This window comes from Paraburkholderia sp. RAU6.4a (assembly GCF_050435625.1).
Lineage (GTDB): Bacteria > Pseudomonadota > Gammaproteobacteria > Burkholderiales > Burkholderiaceae > Paraburkholderia > Paraburkholderia tuberum.
Genome location: NZ_JBNDKQ010000002.1, coordinates 3,634,295 through 3,660,918 on the forward strand (window position 1 = coordinate 3,634,295; position 26,624 = coordinate 3,660,918).

Consider the following 26,624-nt stretch of genomic DNA (forward strand, 5'->3'; position numbering starts at 1 on the left):
TTGAGGTCATAGCGTTATACAGAAGTCATTAGCCGAGCCCTTCGCGGAGCGCGCGTAGCGTGTCAGCGGCAGCGAGTACCTGATCGAGCCCTCGCCAGATGGTCTTGGCGCCCGGCTCACCGTCACTCTTTCGGCCGAGGAAGCCACCGATTTGCGCAATCAGCCGCACGACCTCATTCACAGTGGGCGGCGTCGCCGGCATCTTCTTTTTTGCCAGCAGATGGGCGCCACGAATTTCGTCCGGATCGAAGAACAAGGCGGCATCCAGATCCGGGCAGGTTCGGCCTTTGCGCATCAAATACGTCACGCGCCAAGCCACCACCAGGAACAAGGCCAGCGCGCGCTCAATCCGGTCGACAGCGGCCAATTGCAGGGTCTCGACTTCGCAGCCATTCTTGAGGACATGGAAATAGATTTCGATTTCCCATCTCGCCCGGTACCAATTGATCAGTTCGACCGCTTCTTCCTGGGTTGCGACGGCTCGGTTGGTCAGCAAACGCCACTCAATCGGCTTGATGCCAGCCGGCGCCCCGACTTCGCGTGCGATTACGCAGTGAACCTTGATCTTGCCGCGCTCGCCGTCCGCGATCTCGACTTCGCGAGCCCACAGTTGCTGGCGCACGGTGCGACTCTTCTGAGTCTCGCGGGCGCCGGTCACGAAGGTGATTTCACCCAAGGGCTCAGCGCTGGTTGTACTCGCCCACAGCCTGGCGCCGTCGCCGCCGGGCAAACAGCGGTCATGTTTGGCGCGCACCAGCCAGTCCGCCGGCGTGCCCAGCTCGCTGGCCCGGCGCATCATTTGCACCATGTCGGCCTCGCGGTCGGCCACGTACACCAGTCGCGTGTGCGGCATGTCCGGCGCCATTTCCGCCACGCGCTCGTAGCCTTCGACCCAGCGTGTGCTTTCTTTCGGACCAGGACGAACGCCATCGGCATCAAGCTCCTCACGCGCCCACATCCACGCGTCGAGCACGCCCAGCGGTTCGCGTTCGGTCGTCACCGCATAGGTGGGGTGCAAGTACAGCCCGCGCCTTGCTTCGTAGTTCAACGGCCCCAGCCCGTCGATGTCCTGGCCGTTGAAATCAAGCTCGGTCGTGTCCTGGATGCACAGCACCACCGACTGGCTGCGCATGCGTTCCTGCGTGCTCGCCCAATGCGGCTCCAGTATGGCTTCCCAGGCCACATCCGTATTGCGCAAAAAACGGTACGCTGCGCACGTCTCGCTCCAGCTATCGCACGCCTGCGGGATACTGGCCGTCGGATTGGCCGCAAGTCGTTCCATCAATTTCTTTGCCCTCCTGTCCAGGCGGGCGTCGCCAAGGTCCAGCCCCGCAAATTCCTGCTCGATCCACTGCTGTGCAGCCTTCGTCACGCGCCCGCCCAAATTGCAAGAGTAGACGCGATTCGGCCAAAGTTTACAAGCCCAGCCTCCAAGTCATTGAATGTAAACGGCTTGCTGGCGCGGGCGGCGCGGACAACGAAATGTGTATAACGCTATGGCTTGAGGTGCCGGATCCGTGGACTTAATCAGCGTTGCCCTAACGCGTCGCGTGTGTTCTGACGTGACGAGTTATAAGCAAAAGACACGGTCGGTAATATAGCAAAAATAGAGTCGACAAAAACCCGTTCGATTTAAACCAATGCGAAATGAATATTGATGTTATCAAGATAGAAACTATTAATAAGAAGGGATAGTCGAGAACCGACGGGGACGGCGAGCGTAGACGCGCGGCGCGTGTCACAGCGTTCGACACCCGCGCGCGGGGATTGCGCTTGCTTTACACTTCACCCCTTACCGCTTGCCATCCCGCTCTGATCACGGACGCCGTCATGTTCGAAGTTTCCCCCACCTCGCATCTGCCCAAAGCCGCGCAATATGAAGAACTGGTCGCGCAGGCGCGCGCGCTGCTAGCCGGCGAAACCGACTGGATCGCCAACGCCGCGAATTTCTCGTCGTTCGTCTTTCATTCGTTGAGCGATCTGAACTGGGCCGGCTTTTACTTTCACGACGGCCGCGAACTGGTGGTCGGCCCGTTCCAGGGCAAGCCCGCGTGCGTGCGCATTGCGCTCGGCAAGGGCGTCTGCGGTACGGCCGCGCAAACCCGTCAGACCCAGGTTGTGCGCGACGTGCACGAGTTTCCCGGCCATATCGCATGCGATTCGGCGTCGCAATCGGAAATCGTCGTGCCGCTCGTCGCGCCCGACGGCACGCTGATTGGCGTGTGGGATGTCGATAGCCCGGTCGTCGCGCGCTTCGACGAGGAGGACGCGAAGGGCATGGAAGCGTTGTGCGCGGTGTTCATCGAGGCAGCGCTGCCGCGCGGCGTGTAGCGTCGCCGGTCCGCTCCGCTTCGGCGAGCAAGTCGCGTACCGCGAGGTGCAACGGAGGGGCAGGAACGCATCACGCGTCGGCGCGATGTTCGCGAAGGCGCACGCGGACCCGACCCTCGCGCCGATGTCGGCCGCGTTGGGCACGTGGGCCAGGTCGCCGGATGCGTCGTTGGCTGGCCGCAATCTGCACCAGAGGGCGCAGGCTGTGTTGGAGCAGACGGGGTGTGACGTGGCGGCTTAGAGGTTAGGGCTTGTTGCTAGTCGCTGCAATCTGCGCAATCTGACACGCCGGGACCGAAAGAGTACGTTGCCATCGGCCGCCAATCTATCAGAGGGGATCTCCGCTCTATGGGGCCTCGAATCTATCCAGCAAGCCAATCTATCAGCGCAACCTAATCGACGAAGCAACCGAATCTATCCGACGTCCCAATCTATCGGGAGGCGCTTCAATCTTTCAATCTATCGGGTCGTTTCAATCTGCTGCAGTTTTCGCGTAACCGCAGCTTGTCGCGACCGGCCGCAGCCGACCCATTCCCGCCGCTCGTCGTGAAGTCTTTCAAGGGCGGCTTTCAAGGGACAACGGTCGCCGGCATCGAGACCGAGGGCTGATCGGTCTTCGCCGACGCTCACGCGTTGGCCGCGGCACCTCCGCTGGCTGCCAAACTGCGGCTATCCGGCTGACAGCGACCGCGAAGGATATGTCGACACGTAGAGTAGCGCGCTTCGTTCAGATCGGAGAGAAGTGTCGGGCCCGTCGGTTGCCAGCCCAAACGCGACTGCGTCTGCGCACTCGATGCCGGCATATCGAGCGCGGCGAAGATCGCCATCCATCCGAAGTGCGCCTGCGCCTCCTCGCGCGCGATCGAGACGGCCGGTACCTTCAGGCTGCGCCCCAGCGCCTCTGCAATCTCGCGAGCGCATACGCCTTCTTCACCAACGGCGTGATAGCGCGCACCGCGTTCGCCCTTCTCGATCGCGAGCCGGTACAGCCGCACGACATCCGACAGATGCCCCGCCGGCCAGCGGTTATGGCCATCCGCCACATAGGCGCTCACGCCTTTCTCACGAGCGATCTGGATGAGCAGCCTGACGAGGCCCTGCTTGAACGGGTTATGCACTTGCGGCAGGCGCATCACCGACACGTTGCCCCCCGCCTCCAGCAGTGCATTGCCGGCCAGTTCCGATGCGATGCGCGGAGTCGGGTGCGTGGTGTTGAACACATCCTCGGTGGCCGTTGCCCGTCGTCACGGTTGCCGATGCCCGTGCCCGACGTGACGAGAAGGGGACGATCGGAACCGGCCAGCGCTGCGCCAAGTGCCGCGATAGCGCGCTTGTCCTTCTCGCAGTTCTCCACGAAGTGCGAAAAATCGTGATCGAACGCAAGGTGTATGACGGCATCCGCCTTCGCGGCGCCAATGCGCAGGCTGTCGGTGTCTTCGAGCGTGCCGCGATGGACGTCCGCACCCGCTGCGCTCAGTGCCTGCGCGCCCTGATCAGACCGGGTCGTGCCGATGACCTGATGACCGGCTTCGATAAGTTCAGGCACCAAAGCCGAGCCGATAAACCCGGTTGCGCCCGTCAGAAAGATTCGCATAGTCAACTCTCCAGGATAGCCACCCGCGCACTATGCGATCATTCACTATTCTATTGAAGTAGTGAGCTTATCCCGGTAAAGCGACTAACAGGTTAATCATCCCAGTGAACACCGCCCAAACCCTCGGGGACTTTCTGCGCAGCCGCCGCACGCGGCTCGATCCGGCCAGCTTCGGCTTCTCAGGCCGCAGGCGTACGCCCGGACTGCGCCGGGAAGAAGTGGCCCAGCGCGCGAATATCAGTTCGACGTGGTACACGTGGCTCGAGCAGGGCCGCGGCGGCGCGCCTTCCGCTACGGTGCTGGAGCGCATCTGTACGGCGCTGATGTTGACGAATACCGAGCGCGAACATCTTTTCATGCTGGGCCTCGGGCGACCGCCAGAGGTGCGCTACCGATCCGCCGATGGGGTGAACCCGCGCTTGCAGCGCGTGCTCGATTCGCTCGACGCCAGCCCGTCGTTCATCAAGACCGCGACTTGGGACGTCATCGCGTGGAATCGTGCCGCAACCGTCGTGCTTACCGACTACAGCGGACTGCCGGCGGGCCAGCGCAACATCCTGCGCTTCCTGTTCGGCGACCCGGGCGCCCGTGCGAAACAGCACGACTGGGAAAGCGTCGCGCGCCTCGTCGTGGGCACGTTCCGCGCGGATGTGGCACGCGCAGGGCTCGCTTCCGAAGTGGGCGATCTGGTGGACGATCTGTGCCGCGCCAGCCCCGACTTCGACCGCATGTGGCGCGAAAACCAGGTATTCAGCCACAGCGAAGGTGAGCACGTTAAGCGCCTGTTGCATCCCAAGCTCGGGGTCATCGAGATGGAGTATTCACTGTTCGCTGTCGATGGTCGGCCAGACCTGAGCATGATCGTGTACGCACCGCTCGACGCGCAAATCGCCAACCGCATTCGCAGCGCCGTAAGATCGATAGATGGCGCTGCTAGCGCCGCGCCTTTGACCTCTCGTAGTCGGCCTTGACGGTCGAGCGCGAGCGCGGCCGCCAAATCGCCCTTGCGGCGACTCGCGCAGTGCTTGTGGGAGCCAACGACGTCGAAAACCAGTCTCAGAGATCCGGGGCCAACTCCTCTTGCTCGATGCTCGCACGGCACTTGAATCGCCGGCCTGCAACGGCCCGATAACGTGGTCCATCAACGTGTCGGATGAGTGGCCGCCTGAACTGTCGCGAGGCATGTCTTTTGTTCGTAGCCGACAAAACCATCGTACGTCAGTGGATCAAAGAATAATTCGCGCCCGATTAAAAACGGTGGGATGGGCAATAGCTTGGGATTGCCCATGTCAGTAACGTGCTGTCTCGTCAGGCTTGGATGTGATGTATCAACGCTCTTCGGCCACCCGTCGGTTATCACGATGTCCGCTGTGATGCTGGGCGATTCCACAAACGTCACGTTGGCCTTCACCTCATGAAAGCGACGTACACAGACATGAACCACGTCAAGCCCAAGACCCAGCGCGCGGAACGCCTGAATGAACGTTGTGCGAGTCCGAATCCCATTGGCGCTGCGCAATATCACCGCTGATTGGGGACGTGCAGCCAAGGACTGGAAGGCAGCCATGAACCAATTCGCTATCCTCTATGCGGATCGTTTCGTTCGGCCGTCCGTGTGATTCTTAACCCGCCTCGAACACGGAAATCCTGACACCCCCCGGGTAAGTGGCTCAATATTGGATGGAACTCAACACGCCACTGACCGAACATTCTTCATCCTGGGCATTCTCCTCACACTTGCAAGCTTCACCATGAGGATGGCATTCGGTGATTCATTACCTCGCATGTAATTGAGGCATCACTGGTCCTCTCGCATAGTGACAACCACTCGGAGACCACCACCTCCCAGGAATCCCCCTCACCGATTCAACTTCCTTTGAGAGATAAAGTCATGTCACAGTTTCCCCTTCACACGCTCGACTCAGCCCCCGAAGCTTCCAAGCCTGCCATGGAGGCACTGCAATCGGCCTTCGGGTTTCTTCCCAATATCGCCCGTGTCATGTCGACCTCGCCGGTGTTGATCAACAGCCTGGTTGCCCTCTTCGGCCCGGTTCACAGTGGCAGCTTCTCCGAGCCTCAAGTTCAGATCGTCCTGCTTACCGACGCTGTCACCAACGCAAGCACGTGGGCGGTGGCTTTCCACACCACGCTTGCGCTCCAGAATGGCATCTCGCCGGCCGATGTTCAGGCCATCCGTAATGGCGACCTGCCCAAGGAAGTCAAGTACGCCGCCTTGTCCCGGCTCGCCAAGACCTTGATCGAAAAGCGTGGCCGTCTCAATGCGTTCGACAAGGAAAAATTCCTGGAGGCTGGCTTCGGCACTGGTCACCTGCTGGAAGTGATCGCGATTGTCGCGGCTTCGACCATCACGAACTACACCACCAGCGTAACCCAGCCGCCGTTGGATGCGGATTTCCAGGTGCATGCCTGGACTGCCTGATCGGTGGTAACTGTCGCCCATGCAGTCATGGCCTCCATGACTGCATGGGCACAACTTGGCGACCTTTGCATCCATGAAGTCCGCACGGTCAGCCACGCTTACCTATTGAAGAGGTTATGCCATGTCGACGATCCATCCAGATACTCACTTGACGATCGGTGCGTTGATCTTCCCCGATATGGATCAATGCGATTTCACTGGCCCGTTCGAGGCGCTATCCCGCATCCCCAATGCTACGTTCGTTACCATTGCCAGAGATACCTCGCCTGTCCGCGACATCCAGGGCTTGCGCATCCTTCCGGACTGCTCTCTGGCGGATGCACCTCAACTGGACGTGTTGCTTGTACCTGGGGGTCATGGCCAGGAGGCGCTCATGCATGACGAGTTAATACTTGGGTTCATTCGACAACAGGCCCGTCAAGCACGCTATGTTTTTTCCGTGTGTACCGGTGCTCTTTTGTGTGGTGCAGCAGGTCTTCTTGAAGGCAAGCGGGTCACCACGCATTGGACAGCCATGGGCGTACTTCCTTGTTACGGCGCCATTCCGCTGAAGGAGCGCGTGGTAGTCGACGGCAGCATGATCAGTGCCGGCGGCGTGACGGCGGGTATCGATGGATCGCTGGTTGTCGTGTCCCTGCTTCGCGGCGACACCGTTGCACAAGAGATACAACTCTACATGGCGTATGAGCCCAAGACGCCCTTTACCGCCGGTTCTCCCGACACCGCGCCGGCTCACATACTGAATACTGTCACCGAACGCGCGCGGGCGATAACGGATCGGCGGCTGGAAACCGGGCGTCGTTATCGAATACAGCGGGACCACGAAACATCCTGAGGACGATAAGCCGCATCATCTTGGCTATCTGGTCCAAGACTCACTCCGGATCGTTGCCGATCACGGTAAGCGTATCCGCTAGTAGTGCCGCATTTGCCATCGGCTACGATAGCATGCAGCAGTTCACCCGAGAATACCGTCGAATGTTTGGCTTACCGCCAGGCAAGGACATGGAAGCCGTCAGAGCGTCGGTGGACGCGGTGACATGAGTCGGCCTCATCGGGCACGCCAATCCTGTTGGTTTTTATACCACCATAAAGTCACTACTTTTCCAGCATGCCTGCCAAGGCTATATCAATAGCCGACATGCGTAGAAGCGAGATCGCCAGATGAATGACCCCACGGAGAAAACACTCCTTGCTATGGCTGCCACGATCGATGATGTGGATGTTGCCATCGACTAGTATTACAGCGAGCCAGTCGGTGCTTTGAACCAACGTACGGCAGTTGCCGCCGTTGCGGATGGCGATTGGCAAGCGGTCGAAGCCTTTCTTGGGAATGCGCTACAAGACCTTTTCAGCGCATAAAAATAGCTACGCGTAGGCACAGTGCAAATACTGACTATGGCGTAACGTTAATACCGCCGTGCCTCAATGTCGCTCGAATATTCACCACCAGGGGCATCGGCATTCCCCATCGCGCCATCGCTTCGGTGTGGCAAGACGAGCAACCGCAGCTCATGTGGAGTTGGCGCTGGACGCCAACGCACCGTCCAAGCCGCACATCCTCAACCTGCTGGCCCGACTGACCGGGGAGGCCCCGCCGGCTCCCGTGGATGCACCACCGGGGCTGACCTTGCAGGCGGAGCCGGTCGCCAATGTCGAGCGCTATGACGATTTTCGGAGAACCCACCATGTCGCACATGACGCCATCATCGCCATGCTTAAAACGCTGCGCCTGGCATGTCCCAAGCCATGGTGCTACTAAAATCGGGGGGACGTCGCTGGCGCAGCAAGGTGCCACGCTGTATCGGGACTCGCTGCCGCTGATGGACACTTTCCTCAACGCCGAGGTGGCCGAGCGTGAAGTGCGCTCCATCAACTACCAACTGAAGACCGCACGCTTCCCCATCTATCGCGACCTGACCAGCTTCGACTTCGCCCAGAGTGCCGTGGAGGAAACGCTGCTGCGCCAACTGCACTACGGCGACTTCATGGATCAACGGCAAAACCTGGTCTTCGTCGGTGGCCCCGGGCGCCGGCAAGACGCATCTGGCCACCGCCATCGGCGTGCAGGCCATCACCCATGGGCGCCGTCGCGTGCGTTTCTTCCCGACCATCGAACTGGTCAACGCGTTGGAGCAGGAAAAGGCTGCCGGCAAGCAAGGCCAGTTGGCGACGCGGCTCATGGAAGCGGATCTGGTGATCCTCGATGAACTGGGTTATTTGCCGTTCTCGCAAGCCGGTGGTGCCTTGTTGTTCCACCTCGTCGGCAAGCTCTACGAGCACACCAGCCTGGCCATCACCACCAACCTCAGCTTTGCCGAATGGGCCAGTGTGTTTGGCGATGCCAACATGACCACGGCCTTGCTCGACCGGCTGACTCATCGTTGCCACATCCTCGAAACCGGCAATGACAGCTACCGCTTCCGGAACCATGTCAGTGACATCCGAAAAGGAGACCAACACCCCGATATCCACACCGACTTGAGCTAACCTGCAGCTTCCATGGGTGGCTCACTTTTCGATGGAAAACCCGGCTCTGTTTTCGGTGGAAATCAACAAGCGGATGACATTCGGACAACTTGGCGATCCACAAAGGGCACATTGCAGCGATATCAATGATACGCCGACGTTTCTTGAACCATCTTTAAGTGAAAAATCTCTGTTGCATCATCGGCAGGAAACATGCACTCAATGCGCAGCTCTTGAGCGGAGATTGTCTGGGGTGTGCCAACCGTGGCGACCATCGAGAAATAGTTCAACACGGTACCGTTCTTGATAAAACTGAGTGGTATGACTGGCATGGTAGGTGTGACGTCGGATATTTGCGGACTCTTCCAGTCCGTCCTCACATCGGGATATGTCACTAGTGCTGCCAGCAACTCTTTCGTTTTGTTGTCGATAACGCGCCCAACGGATTCACGATAAACTCGCCGCATGAGACTTTTTGCAACACTCTCCCAGTCCGATACGAAGGGGCGCATGCCCTCAGGGTCGAAGATGATGTGGAGCATGTTACGCGGCCCCTTGCGCGCCTTCATATCGATGAAGCAGTTAAAGAAGCGTGGTGCGTACTCATTGGCCATGAAAATATTCCAGTACCGATCCATGACGACGGCAGGGAATGGAGCGTGCTGGCTCAGCATCCGATCAAGCGCCTTCTTGATACTTTGCATCTCCAGCGCGTCAAGTGGGCTTTCCGAATATTCAGGCACGTAGCCTGCGGCTTGCAGGAGCGTATTTCGCTCGCGGAGCGGGACGTCAAGGGTCTGCGCAATATCGATCAGCATCTGACGACTGGGAATGCTTCTGCCGCTCTCAACAAAACTGATGTGACGTTGTGATACGCCCGCATCAAGAGACAGATCAAGCTGACTGAGGCCGCGCAGATCACGCCAACTGCGCAGCAATGAGCCAAGCTCATTGGCCATCGCCGGAGATCTTCTTTTAGATGAATGCATTGGCATGATGGCTGCGCCTTCTGATTAAATATGGTCCACGACGAGGTGCGTTTACATTAACTCTCAGCCTGCATTCACGGGGTATCATGACCCTTGACGCCACGTAACAAATCAGACCGATTCTTCGATAATAGATGTCTGAATTACGGCATGCCTGACGTATCAAGACGGCTCTGGGCAAGGTAGTGACGACCTGTCTCAAGTCGTTCCTCAGTAATCGCATGGGCTTGGTCTCTGACTGTGTTTAATACGTGAGCCGGTGCTGTTTCAGGAGACCCGGCAGTAAACGGTGTATGAGGATCATGGGCCATATACAACTGAATCTCCTCGGCGACTGTACTCCCACACAGAGGGCCTGTCAGTAATTTCGTGTTCGAGGCATATGATGCTCCCAAGGAGAACGTATGCCACGCAAACCGAAAACACCGCCAGCAACGCTGCCGGCAATTCCCGCCGAGCTGCTTGAGCAGTTCGGCAACGGTCCGATGACGGCCGAAGCCATCAACGCCGCGACGATGGCGCTCAAGAAGGCGCTGATCGAGCGGGCACTGGGCGGCGAGATGAACCATCACCTCGACTATCCATCCGGTGCTGCCAAGCCAGCCAATACGGCAAATCAGCGCAACGGCCGTGGTGCCAAGACGGTCCTGACCGAAGACGGGCCGATGCGCATTGAGGTCCCGCGTGACCGCGACGGCAGTCTTGAACCACTGCTGATTCCCAAGCACGAGCGCCGCTTCACGGGCTTCGACGACAAGCTCGTGGCCATGTATGCCAGGGGGATGACGGTACGCGAGATCCAGGGTTTCCTGCTGGAGCAATACGGCACCGAGGTTTCGCCTGATTTCACCAGCTCCGTGACCGACGAGGTAATGGCCGAAGTCACCGCCTGGCAGGCCCGACCGCTGGAACCGATGTATCCGGTCGTGTTCTTCGATGCGCTGCGGGTCAAGATTCGTGAAGACGCCGTGGTTCGCAACAAGGCGGTTTACTTGGCGCTGGGCGTACTGCCCGATGGTTCTCGCGACATCCTCGGGCTGTGGATCGAAAACACCGAAGGCGCCAGGTTCTGGATGAAGGTGTTCAACGACCTGAAAACGCGCGTCGTCCACGACATCCTGATCGCCGTGACCGACGGCCTCAAAGGCATGCCGAGGCGCTGGCGGCCGTGTTTCCGGCGACCACGCTGCAAACCTGCATCGTCCACCTGATCCGCAACAGCCTCGCTTACGCGAGCTGGAAAGATCGCAAGGGACTGGCCGCTGCGATCAAGCCGATCTACACGGCGCCCAGCGCGGAGGCGGCTCAGGTCGAACTCGAAGCGTTTGCCGAAGGGCCCTGGGGCCAGAAATTCCCGACTGTCAGCACGTCGTGGCGCAATGCCTGGGATCGCGTGATCCCGTTCTTTGCGTTTCCAACGGACATCCGCAAGGTTATATACACGACGAATACCATTAAGATTATCAACTCGCAGTTGCGCAAGATCATCAAAACGCGAGGGCACTTCCCGACCGATGATGCAGCGACCAAACTCATCTGCTTGGCGCTGCGCAATATCACCGCTGATTGGGGACGTGCAGCCAAGGACTGGAAGGCAGCCATGAACCAATTCGCTACCCAAGCAGATCGGGCGCGGCATGCGGCAACTTGTAGCTGGGAACGTCGAGCGTACCGATGAAACCATGAACGAAAACGACAGGAGGGACGTTGCTCATGCTTTTTAGATAGGAACTGCTTGAAGTCGTTGGGCCAGCATCACGATGCGACGAGTAGTGAGCCGTCGAGGAAATTGTTAACGGTTCCGACTGTCCGTTTTTGGCGGACTGCCGCCCGTCGTGTGAGGTATCCGAAAAGTGCCACATAGCGCTGATATTCAGTGCCAAATAGCAATCAAAGTCACACCCGCGATACCGGGCTCCCGGCTAATCGGCATCCATCAAACCATCGTTTCCTGGACTGAGGGGTGGGCGATGCGGCCAGAAGTTCGAGTGCCGCCCACCCGGTGACTACTGTCTATCATGATCGGCCGCAGCCGCCAGTTTCCGACACTCGCTTGCGAACGCACACGGACGCTCGAACGGCCGCTCAGTGTCGGCCAACCGACCTTCGACGTCTCGATTTTTTCTGCATCCAATCTACCTTCGAAGCATCAAAGCCCACCGTTCTCGGCGCTCACGCCAACCGCGTCGCGCAGCAATCCAGACCTGACGCTGCGCGACGGTCCAGTCGGTCGTTACTGGTTTTGCGGGAACAAGGCGCGACTGGCACCCTCGTTCATCTCGGTGCTGAGGGTCATGCGTTGCTTCAGTGCGATGACCCGCGCCGCCGCCGGACGTGCAGAGATCTCATCGACCAGGCGCTGCACGTGCGGATAGTCGGTCAATCCACGCTCGCCGAAGATGTAACCCGCCGAACAAGCCCAGCCCCACAGCGCGATATCGGCAATCGAGTAGGTGCTGCCGGCCAGGTAAGGCACTTTCGCCAGACGCTGATCGAACACGCGGTAGTGCCGCTCGACCTCCTTGAAGTAGCGATTGCGGGCATAAGGCAGCGGTTCCGGCGCGTAGTGCAGAAAGTGCACGGCCTGGCCGCTGAACGGCGACAGCCCCGTCGCGACGAGCTGCAGCCAGGACAGTGCGGCCGCACGCCCGGCCGGATCCGTCGGCATGAATGCACCGTGCTTTTCTGCCAGATGCAGCAGAATCGCGTGCGAATCGAACACCGTGATGCCGTCATCGACCAGGGCCGGCACCTTGCCGTTCGGATTGATCTCAAGAAATTCCGGCTGATGCTGCTCGCCGCGGAAAATATCGACGACCTCGATATCGAACGGCAGCTGCAGCTCCTCGAGCATCAGGGCGACCTTGCTGCCGTTCGGCGTGGGATGAAAATAAAGTGTCGGCATAGTGTTTCCTTTGGATCGAATTATTCAGAATTGCTGCAAAACGAATTGATCGATCTGCGGCGAGCCCGGCTTGAACAGCGTGTCGATTCGCGAATTGAGCACGTACGTCTTGCCGTTTTCCGTCACGGCCGCAGTCGGCATCGAGCGCTCGCTCTTCTGTACACGCTCAATGGTGGCGGTTCGCCAGCCGTCGGTGGAGACGAGTTCGACCGTGCGATCGATGCCCTCGTTCTGCACCACGACCAGGTGCTGCGAATCCACCAGATCGAATCCGTCCGCGCCTTTCAGTGCTTCGGGCAACGTGATCTGCTCGATCCTCGACGGTTCATGAATATCGATCTTGAATAGCGCGCCAGAGTTGTAGTTGCCGATGATCAGATAGCGGTCCGGGTGCATTGCGATCCCGTTCAGGTTGAAGCCCTCGCCGGTGTGAAAACGCGGATCCCGGGCCCATGCCGACATCTGCCCACGCGTGTCGATGCGGTAGACGATCGGTGCAAAGCTGTCGGTCACATAGACGTTGCCATCGGCGTCGACCGCCAGATCGTTGGCCAGATGCGCGCCCGGATGGATCGACGACAGATCGTAGTAGGCGCGTGGCTCACCGGTAGTCGCGTCGTAAGTCGCGATGGCCGCAAGTTTGCCCTTCGTGGCCGCATTGGTGTGCTCGCCGACACCCGGGTCCGAGTTGGTGACCCAAAGCGTGTTGCGGCGATCATCGACGAACAGACCCAGCGTCGAGATCAGACGGTCGTCATGGATGAATTCCGAGTAGTGACCATCGGGCGTGATCTTGCCCACGGTACCGTGCCGCACCGAGCCCACCATGAAAACATGTTGACGGGCCGACCAGGTGATGCTCTCCGGAAAGGCCTGCGGGGCCGTGAACGTGATGTCTGCCGCGCTGGAGAGATTCGGTGCGAGCAAGGCAGCCGCGAGCGTCATGCCACTGATAAGTTGTGCTGGACGCTTGCGATGTTTTGGCGTTGTCATAGAGGTTCTCCTGTTTTCGGCACCAGGCCGACGATGTGACGGGAGGGATTGTGCCTTTGCTGTATTCCCTAAACAATTAGCGCCAATGCAACCTACGTTTGCAATAAACGCAAAATACGAGGCGGCAATGCTCAAGGATCTGGAGGTATTTGTTGCGGTCGTCGAAGCCGGCAATTTCTCGCTGGCCGCGCGCGCGCTCGATGTGGCGGTGTCGTCGATCACGCGCCGGATCGACGGGCTGGAAGAGGAACTAGGCTGCGCGCTGTTCCTGCGTGGCAACCGCAAGCTGGTCTTGACCGATGCCGGGCAGCACTTTCTCGGTACTGCGCGCAACGTACTAGGGGAACTGACGGAGGCACGCGATGAGCTATCGAGTCGGGATCAGGAGCCGCGCGGCCTGTTGACGATCACCGCGCCGGCATCGTTTGGCAGGCGCCATATCGCACCGGCGGTGCATACCTTTCTCGAGAAATTTCCGCGGATGCAGGTCGACCTGCATCTGAGCGATCGGTTGACGGATCTTTCGGTCGAACGCATCGATCTGGCGATTCGGATCGGACGCGATCTGAGTGGCGATCTGATTGCGACGCGTCTTGCGCCGGTGCGACGACTGGTATGCGCCGCACCTTCGTATCTGGCGCGGGCGGGCCAGCCGGAAACGCGAGAGCAGTTGTTGGAACATGAATGCCTGACGGTCTCGTCGAAGCCGACTCCGCCGGGCTGGTGGACCTTCCCGGGGCTCAACCGGGGCGCACCGTTGCAGGTCAACGGGCGATTTCAATGCGATGATACCGAGACCTTGGTCGACGCGGCGGTTGCGGGCTTGGGCATCGTTCATTTGGCGAGCTGGCTGGTAGGCGATTGTCTGCGTGATGGCAGACTCGTGTCGCTCTTTCCCGAGAATGACGGCAGCCCGGGAAAGGGGGCATCGGCGATTCATGCGGTGCGCCTGCCCGGACGCTCCAACGTGACCCGCGCGCGTCTGTTCGTTGAGCACGTGCGTGAGCACATCGGCGATCCGCCGTATTGGGATCGGATGCAGCCGACCACGGGTTCGTCAGGCCGACGCCGCGCGAAGCGGAACGACGCGAAGAGTTAGGCGGGTTCGCTTGCCCTGAGAAGTTCGATCGCCCATTCGACGAATACGCGCACCTTGGAGGCGAGATGCCGATTGGCCGGATAGGCAACATGCACAGCGATGTCATCGCCGCGCCAATCGGGAAAGAGGCGCACGAGTGCACCAGAGCGAAGGTGCGGGGTGACGAGGAACGCATAGGTGGTGAGTACGCCGAGCCCTGCAAGTCCAGCCGCTAGCGCGGCGCACGAGTCGTTGACGCTTAACCGATGATTGCCGTGGATTTCGAAGAGCTGTTCGTCCCGATGGAGCTGGAAGACGAAGTCTCGCCCCGAGCGCGGCGAATTCATGCGGACGATCGTATGGCCTTGCATGAGGTCCGCGGGCTCGCGGGGTAGCCCGTGGCGCTGAATGTAGGCAGGCGACGCGCACGTCACGAGCGGCAGCGTACCGGCCGAGCGCGCGATCAGCGAGTCGCTGAGTAATGGCCCGAGACGCAGAACACAGTCAAGGTTTTCGGCGATGAGATCAACCGACCGGTTACCGACGCTCAGCTCGACCTGGACATCGGGATAGCGCGCAAAGAAGTCCGGCATGGCCGGGACGACCAATTGGTACGCCAACGAGCCGGGCAGTTCCACCCTGATTTTCCCCTTCGGCGAACGGGTTGCGCTCAGGACGCTGCCATCCAGCGAGCCAACCTCGTCAAGCACGCGAATCGAGCCCTCATAATAGATCTGGCCTTCCTGCGTCAGCGTGAGTTGACGACTTGTACGGTGCAGTAGCCTCACCCCCAGTTCTTTTTCGAGTTCCTGTATGAGGCGGGTGACGGACGATTTGGGCACATTCATGAGGTCTGCAGCACGCGTAAAAGTGCCCGAGTCGACGACACGAACGAAGGTCTGCATCGCGGCCAGCTTATCCATGCATCAGTCCTGTCAGATTGGGATGCATGCGGGTCGCGGGTCGATACAGATATTTGCGTCGTGCGAGGATGCATGCGATGTGCTGCGGCATTCTCGCACGGCGCCGGCGCTGAAAGCGTGTCGTAGAGTCGGTCGCCGGTAGGCTTGCGCCGCCATCAAGCCTCGCTCAGGAAGCTGACCAATGCCTGATATGCGTGCCCCCTGTTCTTTTCGAGCATGAGCATGTGGGTTGCTTCGCCCAGTTCGAGCCAACGCTTGTCCGGCGACCCGCTCAGTTGCGTGAAGTAATCCTGCGCAAGCGCGAGCGGCACGTCGACATCCCATTCTCCATGAATCAGCAGGACCGGCACTTCGATCTGGCCCGGGTCATAAAACGCCTTACCTGCTCCCCAGTACTCGCGAATGTCCTGAATCGGCCCGTTCGCGACACGGATCGACTGGTTCTTGCGCAACGCCTCGTCGGGCTCGGTGCGAACCGTATTGTCGAGCCATGCTTCGAAGCCGCCGTCCGGTATCAGTGTGTTGCGCTTCCACTCGGGGGCGGCATTGACCCAGCGCTCGCGCGCATCAGCCGCGCGCACCACCCGGTAACCACCCAGCGGGCCACCTGCGTCAACTGGGATTGGCTTGTCGCTGACCCACTGTGGTGCAACGAGCCCGAGCCTGCGAACCTTGTGACCGTTGCGGGCCGTGAAGGCACCAGTCACGCTGCCGCCCCAGGACATTCCGATCACATTGATACGCGCGATTCCTGAAGTGCGCAGCACGAAGTTCACGGCGCTCGTGAAGTCGCGCACGCCGGATTCGGTACGCCCCAGCGGCTCGCTCTGCGCAGCGGCGACACTCATTTGCGGTGGTCGTGTCGACTCACCATAGCCGCGCACATCCACGGCGTAAACATCGAAGCCAGCGCGAGCGAGGTAGTCCATAAACGAATAACCGCCGATCGGCGTGTCGTAAAGGCTGCCGGATCCGTAGGTGGCGCCGTGCATCAACATCACGGTGCGTGCTTCGCCAAAGTCGGTGCGGCCTGCCGGCCGCTTGTTGCGGATGTGAAGCTCGATCTCGGGCGTATCGCTCGGGATCATGAAGTCGCGGGATTCAATCGGTGCTTGCGTTGCCATGATGTTTGCTCTCTTGGTGGAGAGGTTTAGCGGGGCAGCCAGGCGAAACCGCCGGCCTGCCTTTCGACGACGCCCACGGACGTTCCAGGGAAATGACTGCTGAAGAACAGCGAGTGCAGGTCTGCGGCGTGGTTCAGCGCCCAGAGCCGCGAGCGCTCGGCATCGTCGGGAAACTCGCAGAAAGTCGAGTTCCACTCGGGCTTGGCTATCTGAATCGGGTGATGCATGACGTCGCCTGAAAACAGCGCATGCTGCCCTTCAGAAGTGAAGCCGAACGACAGATGGTCGAAGCTGTGGCCTTTGGTTTGATAGAACGTGAACCCCTCCAGGCCTTCGAGCGTGGGCTGGCTTTGTGCGTCGATCAACAGGGCCTGGCCCGCATCGATAATCGGCTGCACGCTGTCCTCGAATACGCCGACGCTCGGTGTCTGCACGTGCACTTCGTCGGCATAGAAACGGTACTCGGCACCCGAGAACACGTAGGTCGCATTGGCGAATGTCGGGCGCCACGCGTCACCTTTGCGCACCGTGTTCCAGCCGACGTGATCGACGTGCAGATGCGTGACCAGCACGAAGTCGACGTCGGCCGGCTGAACGCCGGCTGCGGCAAGGCGCTGGAGGTACGGCGTATCGAGTTGATTGAACACGGGGTTCAGTGGTCGATGCTTGCCGTTGCCGGCACCCGTGTCGATCAGGACGGTTTTGCCCTCCGTCTGCACGATCCAGCTATGCACGCTCAACGCGAGCGTTTCACCGTCTTGCGAGACGTTCTCGCGGCCGATCCATGGCGGCGGATCGTTGGCAAGGATCGTGCGATCCCGGTCGGGAAACAGGTAGGCCGAAGGAATCTCAGGAAGAGCGAGCTCGGCGACCCGTGTCACGGTCGCACTGCCGATCCGATATCGATGAATGGTGTCCACTTTGATTGCTCGTCCTTTTGGAAGAGGCCGCGACGATGTGTCGAGGCGTGGACGTATAGTCGTGCTTCCCGCCGTCTAGAAGAAGCCGGGCTGGGCGAAAGCATGGTTGCGGAAAAACGAACGTTGTGAGTAAGCGACATTTGAAGGCCGCCTTGACGATCAGAATTTGATTTCGAAGAGGCGTTCGTTGACGCTCTGGAGGTCAAAGGCAGCAGGATCGAAACTACCGCCGCACCAGTCGAGCAACCGCTGGTGTTCGTCATGAGCCGGATCGATGATCGCGTCGAGGAACTCGATGTAGCCGGGTACGCCGCCAACATCTTCCGGTGGACAGGCATTGCGGCCGTCCAGGCAGAGGGGCGAGCGCAGCTGAGGGTCAGGTGGCAAGACCTTCTCGACCTTCAGGCGATGCTGCCAGTTGTCACCGTAATCGTAGATGTAGGTGAATGACTTCAGCGCACCGAGCGCACGGCCCAGGTTCACCCGCGCCTCGTTGAGCATCGGCGGGTCACTCGGGAAGTCCGGATCGGGCACCCCGTAGTTGGTGTCGCCGAACACGAATTCGTGCAGGTGGCCGCCATCCCAGCCCATCGCCCACAGCAGCACGACATGCAGCTTCGGCAGCCTGATCGAGGCAGGGACCAGCACCCGCCTCCAGACCGCCGGCTTCAGATACTTCAGCTCGATGTGCAGCTGGTAGACCGGGACCTGTGAATTGACCGCGCGCAACGCGGGTTTGCGAGTCGATGCCATCGTCACGCAGCCTGCTGGACCGGCTGCTCCACCGGCATCAAATGCCACGGCAGCAACTCGTCAATCCGGTTGATGGGATGATCGGCAATGCGCTCGAACACCGTACGCAGATATGCATACGGTTCGATGCCATTCAGGCGTGCCGTGCCGATCAGGCTGTAGATGACCGCCGCACTCTGTCCACCGCCGTCAGAACCGGCGAACAGATAGTTGCGCCTGCCGAGAACCAGCGGCCTGATCGATCGCTCCGCGGTGTTGTTATCTATCTCGATGCGTCCGTCTTCACAGTAGCGCACCAGCACCGGCCAGTTCCCCAGCGCATACCGGATCGCCTTGCCAAGGCCTGACTTCGCCGAGACCTGCGCGAGCGTATGTTCCAGCCAGTCCTTCAGTGCACCTGCGAGCGGCAATGCCCGCGCCATGCGCACCGACCGCCGGACCTCCGGCTTGCGGCCGCGCACCTCGCGCTCGATGGCATACAGGGCTGCGATGCGGCTGAGTGCCTCCTGCGCCACTGGCGAACGCTCCAGTTCGTACAGGTCGTAGAACTTACGCCGCACATGCGCCCAGCACGCTGCCTCGATGATCGAGCCATCGCGGTACAGCGCATCGTAGCCACTATAGGCATCCGCCTGCAGGATGCCTGACCATCCCTGCAGATGCGTACGGGGTCGCTCTCCCTTGCGGTCGGGCGAGTACTGGTACCAGACCGCCGGGGGTGCCCGGCTGCCCGCCGGCCGGTCATCGCGTACGTACGTCCACAACCGCGCCGTACGCGTCTTGCCGCGTCCGGGTTCCAGCACCGGGACGGGCGTGTCATCCGTATGGATTTTTTGCGCCTCACGCACATACCGGCCAACGGCATCCGCCAGCGGCTGCAGCAGTGCGGCGGACTCGCGAACCCACGAGGCCAGCGTGGCACGGTCGAGTTCAATGCCGGTACGGCGATAGATTCCTGCCTGCCGGTATAACGGCATATGGTCAGCGTACTTGGCAACCACCACCTGCGCCAGCAGGCCGGCTGCGGCCATGCCGCGTGCGATCGGGCGCGACGGCGCCGCCTCCTGGACGACCTTCGCACAACGGCTGCAGCTCAGCCGGGGGCGCACATGGCGAATCACCCGGAAGTACCCCGGCACGTAGTCCAGCATCTCGGAGGCGTCTTCACCCAGCTTGCGCAGCCGGCCACCGCATTCGGGGCAGTCGCAGCCCTGTGGCCTGTGCTCCACCACCTCGCGTGGCAGGTGCGCAGGGAATTCGCGCGAGCGGCGGCGCAGTGGAACCACCGGCGCTGTCGTGTCTGCGGGTTCATCCGACGCCGCTTCTGGCGCCGATGCCGGCACGGCACCCTGTTGCGGCAGTGTCCCGTCACCCAGTGCGAGCTGCAATTGTCCCGTCAGTTCTGCCATGCGTTCCGACGAGCGCCCGTACTGCCAGCGCTTCAGACGCGAGATCTCGGCGAGCAGGCGCGCGATGGTTTCTTCGCGCGAAACAAGCATGCGCTTGAGTGTGTCGATGTCGTCGGGGAGTCGGTTGACTGGCATGTCTGGGAGTTTACCAGGCACGTTCAGAAGTGGGAGCAAATTTACGCGGCGCATGTGGGCTTCCACGTCCGTTCGGGGCGTCGCCAGTCGATGCCTTCGAGCAGCATCGACAGTTGTGCCGCCGACAGATGGATGCATCCCGCGTCGGCCTGCGGCCAGATAAAACGGCCTCGCTCCAGGCGCTTGACGTACAGGTTCATTCCATCGCCACTCCACCACAGCAGTTTCACCAGATCGCCCCGGCGACCACGGAAGGCAAACACGTGGCCCGAGAACGGGTCTTGCTCAAGGGCCACCTGCGCCAGTGCAGCCAGACCATCCATGCCACGGCGCATGTCGGTGACGCCTGCGGCGAGCCAGATGCGGGTGCCGGTCGGCAGCGCGATCATGCCGGCCTCAGGCAATGCAGCACCAGTCGCAGCTGGGCTGGGTCTACCTTCCCGCTCACTCGCACGCGTGCGCCATCGAGCTCGATCTCGATACCTGAAGTCGCGGCTTCCTGTGCGCGCAATGGCAATTGCGCTGTCGGCACCGGTAGCGACGAAACCGCCATCGAATCATCCGGCGACATCGCCACCGGAACGAACACTGCCGTCTCGCTCACCGCCCTGTTGTCCAGCAGACCAGCACGGTACTGCCTGCGCCACTTGAACACCATGTTCGGATTCAGACCGTGCGACTGCGCGAGCTTTGCCACCGAGATGCCCGGCTCGCACGCTGCCATCGCAACTTCACGCCTGAATTCAGGCGCGTAATTCGGCCGCCCCTTGCGGCTCCCGGCACAGTCGATCTCTGTCATCAAAGTGGTCCCCACTACTCGAAGTGATGGGCATCACTTTGGACACTCTCAACGTCGATGTCGATACGGCCTTCAAATGACGCTTACCGTTGTGACGCCTAGACTGGATGGCCGCTTAGGGTGCAACGGCGCAGGCTGATGGACTGCAGTGACAGCTTTTCCGGCTTTCCGGGTATGGCGGCCCGGATTGTCATGAATGACGCGGACCCGCCGCCGCTGTTTTTTTTGTAGGTGTTAGGTGGCGCGTTGTCGACGTGTAGCGGTCATTCAAATTAGAGCGACCGAAAGACGGCTTCACGCCCTGAGTCCGTCCGTCAAGTATTTCGAGGGGGAAGTGCGAGGCTTCCAAGGAGAGGCGAGCCGCGCTTCCTCAATGCATTCAGATAGACGCTCTCGTCGTACAGTGTCCGAGTTTGCCAGCAGCGGTAGAGGATCCGTATCCACTTGAACGCCAAAGCTCTGACGGCGGCCTGATACGAACTGCCCTTCGCTCGCTGTTGCCGGTAGTAAGCGCCCGCCCAGAATGACTTGTTAATTGTCTGGCCGGCCCATTCCACGAATGTCTGGCGCAGGAACGTCGGACATTGCCAGCGCCAGTGCACCCAGCATTTCTTGCCACTGCGCTCAGTGACCGGCGCAATGCCGGAATACTTCTGCAGTTCAGCAGCGTGCCTGAAGCGCTCACGCTGCTCGCCGAATGCGGCAAGCAGCCGCGGTGTCAGATGTGGGCCCGCTCCCGGCAGGCATTCAAACAGGGCGAAGTCAGGTAGCGTTCGCGCGACCGTCGCAATCTCCCTGTCGAACACATCGATCCCAGCGAGAGCCATTCGCAGTTGTGCCACCAGCGCCAGCGCGTGCAGCCGGCAGGGTGAGAGGATGCCGGGATCGAGCGTATTGCATAGGCGGTTAGTGAATCGCGTCTTGTCGCCGACCATTTCACGGCGCTGCTCGATCAGGCTCATCAGAGAACGCATGGCCGCGCCTTGCGGTCTCAGTGGAGCGAACCGTTCGGGATGGCGAAGCAGCAGATCGAGTGCCAGCTCGGCATCGGTGGGATCGTCTTTGGCCCGACTCGGTTTGAACGCCTCGCGGTATTTTGCGAGCGTCGATGGATTAATCGGAAAGAGGACCAGGAAATCATACTTCTGAAGCGCGGAAACTATTGGTCCCCTTGCCGGCTCGAGGGCAACCGCGATCATCCCGTCAAAGCGCTGATGTAATCCCTTTGCCCACTCATCAATGCATGTGACCTGATGAGGAACACAACTGAACTCTCGCCTGGTGTCGTCGGCAGCCTGCAGGCAGATATCGTGTTTCGTATCCGCCCAGTCGATGCCAACATACGCTGCAAACTAGCTGATCCGATAGAGGCGACGTGTGAACCTCTGCAGGTGATAGATTGTCTGGCAGGGACATGCATGCTTGCGCTCTGCGAAGCCAATATAGTGAGCCGGTGCGACGGCGAACCCTGAGTATTCGTTGACGAGCGCAAGCGCACCCGCGGACTCGAAGCTAAAGCCGCAAACGTCCAGGCGTTTGGGTCGAGATATTCGTAGCCCGCGGGTGCATGTTCCGCTTGCACTGGCAGCAAGCTGCCAGTGCTACCAGTATCAGTGAAAGCGGAACGGACTATCTATATCGGGTCGGGAGTGTGAGTTCGCTGATGCAGGAAGCTGCCGGCCGGCCGCTCGATGCCGCCACCGTCGGCAATCCGTCCCACTGCCGACATAGAATCCAGTCCTCTCCAACGTCGGCATTGGCCGAATCGTGCGCGTAGCTTGTTCGGCAGGTTTCGGAGTCTTCCTGCCGATGCGGTTGCAAGGGCGAGCCATGCGCACATGCTCCGGAAAAGCGCTCTAAAGAATACTGTCCAACGCCTTGGCGAGCCTGGCGACCGCGCCTTCGACGTCATGCAGTTTGTCGAGGCCGAACAATCCGATGCGGAAGGTCTTGAAATCTTCAGGCTCGTCGCATTGAAGAGGAACGCCTGGCGCGATCTGCAAGCCGGCGTCGGCGAATTTCTTCCCTGATCGTATGCCGTCGTCGTCCGTGTAGCTGACCACCACGCCCAGAGCCTGAAAACCTTCGGCCGCCACGCTTTTGAAACCTGCGCCAGTCAACAGTGAGCGAATGCGCTTGCCGAGTTCAATCTGCTCCGCTCTCACCTTGTCGAAGCCGTATGCCTCGGTTTCCTTCATGACGTCGCGCAGCGTCGCGAGACTGTCCGTGGGCATCGTGGCGTGATACGCGGATCCACCGTGCTCGTAGGCTTCCATGATCTGCAGCCATTTGCGAAGATCGCAAGCGAAACTAGTGCTGGTTGTTACGTCGATTCTTTCGCGGGCGAGAGGGCTGAGCATAACCAATGCGCAGCAGGGTGGCGCGCTCCATCCTTTTTGCGGTGCGCTGATCAGGACATCGATGCCGCTGGCCTGCATGTCGACCCAGATCGTACCGGAGGCGATGCAATCCAGTACAAACATGCCGCCGACCGCATGAACAGCGTCGGACACCGCGCGCAAATAGGCATCAGGCAGCATCATCCCGGACGCGGTTTCGACATGCGGCGCGAAGACCAGATCCGGCTTGTTTTCCCTGATCGCAGCGACCACTTCTTCGATCGGAGCAGGTGCATATGCGGCCTGCCTTCCTTGTCCGACCGGACGCGCCTTCAACGCCATCGATTCAGACGGAATTTTGCCCATGTCGAAAATCTGCGACCAGCGGAAACTGAACCAGCCATTGCGGATGACCAGACACTTCCTGTTGGTCGCGAACTGCCGGGCAACAGCTTCCATGCCGAAAGTCCCGCTGCCCGGGACAACAACGGCCGACTTCGCGTTGTAGACTTTTTTCAGGGCGTCGGAAATATCGCGCATGACTCCTTGGAAGAGCTGCGACATATGATTGATTGATCGGTCGGTGTAGACGACTGAATATTCGAGGAGTCCCTCGCGGTCGACATCGGGAAGTAAACCCGGCACGTTCGCCTCCGGTAATAGACGAATAAAAGAATCGAAAATAGATTCTAACGAAAGCCACCTGCAACGGCATCGGCCGAGACGCCCCCCCCCCCCCCCCGTTACCCATCCGGCAACTTTCGGCGCGGACCAGCCGTCGAGTCACGCCGGTTTGGAATGCTCTAGTCGCAACAATCGGCACGATTGCGAACCTTGGCCGGAGCGTGGTTTCAAAATGGAACTCCCATCTTTCTTGTGGGAGTATGTCATGAAGACCGAACAATCCCGTCAGGCGTGGAACAAGGGCAAGCAGGTCGGCCAGAAGCCACCGCTCAGGCCCAAAGACGTTTGGGCCATCCGGATCCACCTTCAGAACGCTCATGCTGTCCGCGATCTTGCTTTGTTCAACCTCGCAATCGACAGCAAACTGCGCGGCTGTGACCTCGTCAGTCTGCGAGTTCGCGATGTCACCCACGTCAATCAGGTCTTGCCGCGGGCGCAGGTCGTTCAGCGAAAGACGCAGCGTCCCGTTCAATTTGAGCTGACTGAGCCGACCCGGTCTGCAGTCCGCGCGTGGCTTGAGAAGGCCGCCCTGAGGCCGGAGCAGTACCTTTTCCCAAGTCGACTATCCGCGTCCCCACATCTTTCAACCCGGCAATATGCCAGGATGATACGTCGATGGGCGGGCGCAGTTGGACTTGATCCGACCGTCTACGGCACACATTCGATGCGCCGTACGAAGGCAACCCTGATTTACAAACGCACGAAGAACCTCAGAGCCGTCCAGTTGCTGCTCGGCCATAGCAAGATTGAAAGCACAATCAGGTACCTTGGCATCGAAGTAGATGACGCGCTTGAGATTTCGGAACAGACTGAACTCTAGGGCATCGGTGCTGGCCGCACGAATCGATGTTGACGGCGGGTTCGTGCGACCGCTTTCCGTCGCGGCTCTCTTCGGGCGAGGCGGGCAAGTTATCGCCGCTCGCCCATCCTTCGAAGCCGTCACTCGAATGACTGGAGCGCATCGGAGAACCGCCCGATAACTGTCTGGTACAGTTCGGCCTGAGCCGACAGTGAGACAACGGCCTGGCGAAGCCGTTATGAGCCGGCGTCCCGACGTTCACCACGTGGACCAAGCCAGACACGCATCATAAATCAGAATTTGCGTGCCTCATCCGCGAAGCCATTCTTCAAATTTCTGCCTATCAGTTGTGTAACGGGTCTTAATGTTCGGGAAAATGGCAATCACTGACGCGAGTCTTGCAATACTGCCTTTCGTTACGCGATTGAACGAACTCCGGCTGGTGTGAAAAACTGCATAATCCTTATCCTTTATTGATTTGCCGCGTGCAAGTTTATACTTGCCTGGTTTCCCCAGAACGCTTTCTCTCATTGCGCCGTCACTATTATAAATTGCGTATGAAAAGCATTCATCGACTTCCTCGCGCCCAATGTTATATGGGCAATCATGCTTTTGCGTAATATGGCCGAACTGAACGACAACCTGATCTACGTCTGCAATCCGCACCGTTTTCGGCTGAGCGCCGCCACAGTCCGCGAAATAGACAGAAAATGCGTCTCCGTCGATATCACCTGTCCACCCAATGATATTCCCCTTTACATAAAGATCGTCCCTATAACCCATGGCGAAAGCCCTCCATCAGATAAGTGATCAAAAGAAACGAAAGTGCCAACACGTGATTAATCAATGTTTTAGACCGTATCTCATGCAAATCGGATATTCAACGATGCCCTTACAACCTGCCCTTGATTTCCTTAAGATATTATTTCTAGTCATACATTCGACGAATATCAACCAGGTTTTGTCCTTAAACTGGGGGGCGCAAAAATACCTTGGATGTGCGAGTACGTTGCTGCAGGAAGCCGACGTTTGCCTCCCGGATGCCGTCACTGTCAGCAGTGCGCCAGATGGCCGCCGTTGAACCTGGGTCGCGCCAATGTCAGTAAAGGCCGATTCGGGTAAGAAGACCGGATGGAAACGATGTGGCGGAAAAATAACGGCAGACAATATATTTCCCATCAACTCAAGGGGAGTTTGTCATGGGAAGCATTCAAAACCGGGAGCCTTGGAACAAGGCCAAGCTGATCGGTCAGAAGCCGCCGTTGAAGCCAAAAGACGTCTGGGCCATCCGGATCCACCTTCAGAACGCTCATGCTGTCCGCGATCTTGCTTTGTTCAATCTTGCGATCGACAGTAAGCTGCGCGGTTGCGATCTCGTCAACCTGCATGTCCGCGACGTGACTCACGGCAATCAGATACTGCCGCTTGCGATGATCATGCAGAGCAAGACTAAACGGCCCGTGCAGTTTGAGGTCACGGAGCCAGCTCGCACTGCCGTTGCTGCATGGATTGAGAAAGCCAAGCTGCGATCAGTACCTATTCCCGAGTCGGCTTTCTCGCTCGCCGCACATTTCAACGCGACAATACGCCAGGATGGTTCATCAGTGGGTCGCTGCAATCGGTCTTGATCCGACCGCTTACGGCACGCACACGATGCGCCGGACGAAGGCCACCTTGATCGACAAGCGGACGAAGAATCTTAGAGCCGTTCAACTCCTGCTTGGTCACAGCAAATTGGAAAGCACTGTTCGATATCTCGGGATTGAGGTCGACGATGCCCTCGAAATATCTGAGCAAACTGAAATCGAACATCGGGACGTGGCTGCGCGACAGGTTGCTCGCCGCCAGCCGCGCTTGCGCCACGGCTAAACCGCGCTTTTCGACCAAGATCCGTCTTCCACCGCTAAGTTCGCTGGCTCCGTAGCTGGAAGGCCCGGTGC

23 protein-coding genes and 5 pseudogenes are annotated in these 26,624 nt (G+C 59.6%); 10 read left to right on the forward strand and 18 right to left on the reverse strand.

All coding sequences use genetic code 11. From position 1 onward, the window contains the following. Positions 1-28 precede the first annotated feature (28 nt). Positions 29-1,372 (reverse strand): IS4 family transposase, encoded by a 1,344-nt coding sequence (locus OKW40_RS21575; RefSeq protein WP_429491420.1) that lies wholly within the window; start codon positions 1,370-1,372, stop codon positions 29-31. 458 nt (positions 1,373-1,830) lie between these two features. Here OKW40_RS21575 and OKW40_RS21580 point away from each other — a divergent pair, with 458 nt between their 5' ends. Beyond that, positions 1,831-2,331: a GAF domain-containing protein gene (locus tag OKW40_RS21580; protein ID WP_184059394.1), complete on the forward strand. Its 501-nt coding sequence runs from the start codon at positions 1,831-1,833 to the stop codon at positions 2,329-2,331. 713 nt (positions 2,332-3,044) lie between these two features. Here the strand turns inward: OKW40_RS21580 and OKW40_RS21585 are convergent. Further along, positions 3,045-3,925, reverse strand: a pseudogene (locus OKW40_RS21585) (SDR family oxidoreductase); the annotation flags it as partial. A gap of 104 nt (positions 3,926-4,029) precedes the next feature. On the opposite strand from OKW40_RS21585, the gene OKW40_RS21590 reads away from it, so the two are divergent. Beyond that, positions 4,030-4,896, forward strand: coding sequence for a helix-turn-helix transcriptional regulator (locus OKW40_RS21590; RefSeq protein ID WP_429491421.1), 867 nt, complete (start codon positions 4,030-4,032; stop codon positions 4,894-4,896). 170 nt (positions 4,897-5,066) lie between these two features. On the opposite strand, the gene OKW40_RS21595 is transcribed toward OKW40_RS21590, so the two are convergent. Continuing rightward, positions 5,067-5,492, reverse strand: coding sequence for a hypothetical protein (locus tag OKW40_RS21595; RefSeq protein WP_429492065.1), 426 nt, complete (start codon positions 5,490-5,492; stop codon positions 5,067-5,069). Positions 5,493-5,816: 324 nt separating this feature from the next. Here OKW40_RS21595 and OKW40_RS21600 point away from each other — a divergent pair, with 324 nt between their 5' ends. Beyond that, positions 5,817-6,365 carry a carboxymuconolactone decarboxylase family protein gene (locus OKW40_RS21600; protein ID WP_429491423.1) on the forward strand — a complete coding sequence of 183 codons (549 nt, stop codon included), beginning with the start codon at positions 5,817-5,819 and terminating at the stop codon, positions 6,363-6,365. Between the two features lie 121 nt (positions 6,366-6,486). Further along, positions 6,487-7,200, forward strand: a complete 714-nt coding sequence (locus OKW40_RS21605) for a DJ-1/PfpI family protein (RefSeq protein ID WP_429491424.1) — start codon at positions 6,487-6,489, stop codon at positions 7,198-7,200. Positions 7,201-7,463: 263 nt separating this feature from the next. On the opposite strand, the gene OKW40_RS21610 is transcribed toward OKW40_RS21605, so the two are convergent. Continuing rightward, positions 7,464-7,676 carry a hypothetical protein gene (locus OKW40_RS21610; RefSeq protein ID WP_429491426.1) on the reverse strand — a complete coding sequence of 71 codons (213 nt, stop codon included), beginning with the start codon at positions 7,674-7,676 and terminating at the stop codon, positions 7,464-7,466. Positions 7,677-7,881: 205 nt separating this feature from the next. Between OKW40_RS21610 and OKW40_RS21615 the strand changes: the two genes are divergently transcribed. Together OKW40_RS21615 and istB are read left to right on the forward strand one after the other, a co-directional pair. Further along, positions 7,882-8,127, forward strand: coding sequence for a hypothetical protein (locus OKW40_RS21615; protein ID WP_429491427.1), 246 nt, complete (start codon positions 7,882-7,884; stop codon positions 8,125-8,127). 73 nt (positions 8,128-8,200) lie between these two features. After that, positions 8,201-8,855 (forward strand): annotated as a pseudogene (gene istB, locus OKW40_RS21620) (IS21-like element helper ATPase IstB); the annotation flags it as partial. 122 nt (positions 8,856-8,977) lie between these two features. On the opposite strand, the gene OKW40_RS21625 reads toward istB, so the two are convergent. Continuing rightward, positions 8,978-9,823 (reverse strand): helix-turn-helix domain-containing protein, encoded by an 846-nt coding sequence (locus OKW40_RS21625; RefSeq protein ID WP_429492015.1) that lies wholly within the window; start codon positions 9,821-9,823, stop codon positions 8,978-8,980. 404 nt (positions 9,824-10,227) lie between these two features. Between OKW40_RS21625 and OKW40_RS21630 the strand changes: the two are divergent. Further along, positions 10,228-11,438: pseudogene (locus tag OKW40_RS21630) on the forward strand (IS256 family transposase); the annotation flags it as partial. Between the two features lies 1 nt (position 11,439). Here the strand turns inward: OKW40_RS21630 and OKW40_RS21635 are convergent. From OKW40_RS21635 to OKW40_RS21645, 3 genes and pseudogenes are all read right to left on the reverse strand, one after another. Further along, a pseudogene (locus OKW40_RS21635) lies at positions 11,440-11,538 on the reverse strand (alpha/beta fold hydrolase); the annotation flags it as partial. Between the two features lie 518 nt (positions 11,539-12,056). Beyond that, positions 12,057-12,728 (reverse strand): glutathione S-transferase family protein, encoded by a 672-nt coding sequence (locus OKW40_RS21640; protein ID WP_429491429.1) that lies wholly within the window; start codon positions 12,726-12,728, stop codon positions 12,057-12,059. 24 nt (positions 12,729-12,752) lie between these two features. Next, positions 12,753-13,943 (reverse strand): SMP-30/gluconolactonase/LRE family protein, encoded by a 1,191-nt coding sequence (locus tag OKW40_RS21645; RefSeq protein WP_429492067.1) that lies wholly within the window; start codon positions 13,941-13,943, stop codon positions 12,753-12,755. Here OKW40_RS21645 and OKW40_RS21650 point away from each other — a divergent pair. Beyond that, positions 13,849-14,820, forward strand: coding sequence for a LysR substrate-binding domain-containing protein (locus OKW40_RS21650; protein ID WP_429492017.1), 972 nt, complete (start codon positions 13,849-13,851; stop codon positions 14,818-14,820). The two genes, OKW40_RS21645 and OKW40_RS21650, sit on opposite strands and share 95 nt — an antisense overlap. Here OKW40_RS21650 and OKW40_RS21655 read toward each other — a convergent pair. The 9 genes from OKW40_RS21655 to OKW40_RS21695 all read right to left on the reverse strand — a co-directional run bounded on the left by OKW40_RS21655 (position 14,817) and on the right by OKW40_RS21695 (position 23,846). Then, positions 14,817-15,722, reverse strand: coding sequence for a LysR family transcriptional regulator (locus OKW40_RS21655; protein WP_429491431.1), 906 nt, complete (start codon positions 15,720-15,722; stop codon positions 14,817-14,819). The genes OKW40_RS21650 and OKW40_RS21655 overlap by 4 nt on opposite strands. A 155-nt stretch (positions 15,723-15,877) precedes the next feature. Then, positions 15,878-16,846 carry an alpha/beta hydrolase gene (locus OKW40_RS21660; RefSeq protein ID WP_429491433.1) on the reverse strand — a complete coding sequence of 323 codons (969 nt, stop codon included), beginning with the start codon at positions 16,844-16,846 and terminating at the stop codon, positions 15,878-15,880. A gap of 26 nt (positions 16,847-16,872) precedes the next feature. Then, positions 16,873-17,766: an MBL fold metallo-hydrolase gene (locus tag OKW40_RS21665; protein ID WP_429491435.1), complete on the reverse strand. Its 894-nt coding sequence runs from the start codon at positions 17,764-17,766 to the stop codon at positions 16,873-16,875. 159 nt (positions 17,767-17,925) lie between these two features. Then, positions 17,926-18,519, reverse strand: a complete 594-nt coding sequence (locus OKW40_RS21670) for a plasmid pRiA4b ORF-3 family protein (RefSeq protein WP_429488547.1) — start codon at positions 18,517-18,519, stop codon at positions 17,926-17,928. Positions 18,520-18,521: 2 nt separating this feature from the next. Beyond that, a complete protein-coding gene (gene tnpC / locus OKW40_RS21675; RefSeq protein WP_429488549.1) occupies positions 18,522-20,063 on the reverse strand; it encodes an IS66 family transposase in 1,542 nt (513 codons plus the stop codon). Positions 20,064-20,104: 41 nt separating this feature from the next. Further along, the gene (gene tnpB, locus OKW40_RS21680; RefSeq protein WP_090801994.1) at positions 20,105-20,452 is read right to left on the reverse strand and encodes an IS66 family insertion sequence element accessory protein TnpB; all 348 of its coding nucleotides are present in this window, start codon (positions 20,450-20,452) and stop codon (positions 20,105-20,107) included. After that, entirely contained in the window at positions 20,449-20,862 is a 414-nt protein-coding gene (gene tnpA / locus OKW40_RS21685; RefSeq protein ID WP_429488551.1) for an IS66-like element accessory protein TnpA, read from the reverse strand. Before tnpA ends, tnpB begins: the two co-directional genes overlap by 4 nt. 314 nt (positions 20,863-21,176) lie before the next feature. Beyond that, the gene (locus OKW40_RS21690) at positions 21,177-22,196 is read right to left on the reverse strand and encodes an IS110 family transposase (protein WP_429492019.1); all 1,020 of its coding nucleotides are present in this window, start codon (positions 22,194-22,196) and stop codon (positions 21,177-21,179) included. Positions 22,197-22,718: 522 nt separating this feature from the next. Next, positions 22,719-23,846 (reverse strand): aminotransferase class V-fold PLP-dependent enzyme, encoded by a 1,128-nt coding sequence (locus OKW40_RS21695; protein WP_429491437.1) that lies wholly within the window; start codon positions 23,844-23,846, stop codon positions 22,719-22,721. 244 nt (positions 23,847-24,090) lie between these two features. Here OKW40_RS21695 and OKW40_RS21700 point away from each other — a divergent pair, with 244 nt between their 5' ends. Further along, positions 24,091-24,705 carry a tyrosine-type recombinase/integrase gene (locus OKW40_RS21700; RefSeq protein WP_429491439.1) on the forward strand — a complete coding sequence of 205 codons (615 nt, stop codon included), beginning with the start codon at positions 24,091-24,093 and terminating at the stop codon, positions 24,703-24,705. A 288-nt stretch (positions 24,706-24,993) separates the two neighbouring features. Here the strand turns inward: OKW40_RS21700 and OKW40_RS21705 are convergent, their stop codons facing one another. Beyond that, a complete protein-coding gene (locus OKW40_RS21705) occupies positions 24,994-25,467 on the reverse strand; it encodes a hypothetical protein (protein WP_429491441.1) in 474 nt (157 codons plus the stop codon). Positions 25,468-25,883: 416 nt separating this feature from the next. Between OKW40_RS21705 and OKW40_RS21710 the strand changes: the two are divergent. Then, positions 25,884-26,490, forward strand: a pseudogene (locus OKW40_RS21710) (tyrosine-type recombinase/integrase); the annotation flags it as partial. Positions 26,491-26,624: the final 134 nt, after the last annotated feature.

Excerpts from the sequence above, each read along its gene's own strand:
- tnpC (WP_429488549.1), bottom strand. The coding sequence starts at position 20,063 with ATGCCAGTCAACCGACTCCCCGACGACATCGACACACTCAAGCGCATG.
- OKW40_RS21650 (WP_429492017.1), top strand. The coding sequence starts at position 13,849 with ATGCTCAAGGATCTGGAGGTATTTGTTGCGGTCGTCGAAGCCGGCAAT.
- OKW40_RS21600 (WP_429491423.1), top strand. The coding sequence starts at position 5,817 with ATGTCACAGTTTCCCCTTCACACGCTCGACTCAGCCCCCGAAGCTTCC.
- OKW40_RS21640 (WP_429491429.1), bottom strand. The coding sequence starts at position 12,728 with ATGCCGACACTTTATTTTCATCCCACGCCGAACGGCAGCAAGGTCGCC.
- OKW40_RS21670 (WP_429488547.1), bottom strand. The coding sequence starts at position 18,519 with ATGGCATCGACTCGCAAACCCGCGTTGCGCGCGGTCAATTCACAGGTC.
- OKW40_RS21595 (WP_429492065.1), bottom strand. The coding sequence starts at position 5,492 with ATGGCTGCCTTCCAGTCCTTGGCTGCACGTCCCCAATCAGCGGTGATA.
- tnpA (WP_429488551.1), bottom strand. The coding sequence starts at position 20,862 with ATGACAGAGATCGACTGTGCCGGGAGCCGCAAGGGGCGGCCGAATTAC.
- OKW40_RS21705 (WP_429491441.1), bottom strand. The coding sequence starts at position 25,467 with ATGGGTTATAGGGACGATCTTTATGTAAAGGGGAATATCATTGGGTGG.
- OKW40_RS21660 (WP_429491433.1), bottom strand. The coding sequence starts at position 16,846 with ATGGCAACGCAAGCACCGATTGAATCCCGCGACTTCATGATCCCGAGC.
- OKW40_RS21700 (WP_429491439.1), top strand. The coding sequence starts at position 24,091 with ATGAAGACCGAACAATCCCGTCAGGCGTGGAACAAGGGCAAGCAGGTC.
- OKW40_RS21655 (WP_429491431.1), bottom strand. The coding sequence starts at position 15,722 with ATGGATAAGCTGGCCGCGATGCAGACCTTCGTTCGTGTCGTCGACTCG.
- tnpB (WP_090801994.1), bottom strand. The coding sequence starts at position 20,452 with ATGATCGCGCTGCCGACCGGCACCCGCATCTGGCTCGCCGCAGGCGTC.
- OKW40_RS21625 (WP_429492015.1), bottom strand. The coding sequence starts at position 9,823 with ATGCATTCATCTAAAAGAAGATCTCCGGCGATGGCCAATGAGCTTGGC.
- OKW40_RS21580 (WP_184059394.1), top strand. The coding sequence starts at position 1,831 with ATGTTCGAAGTTTCCCCCACCTCGCATCTGCCCAAAGCCGCGCAATAT.
- OKW40_RS21605 (WP_429491424.1), top strand. The coding sequence starts at position 6,487 with ATGTCGACGATCCATCCAGATACTCACTTGACGATCGGTGCGTTGATC.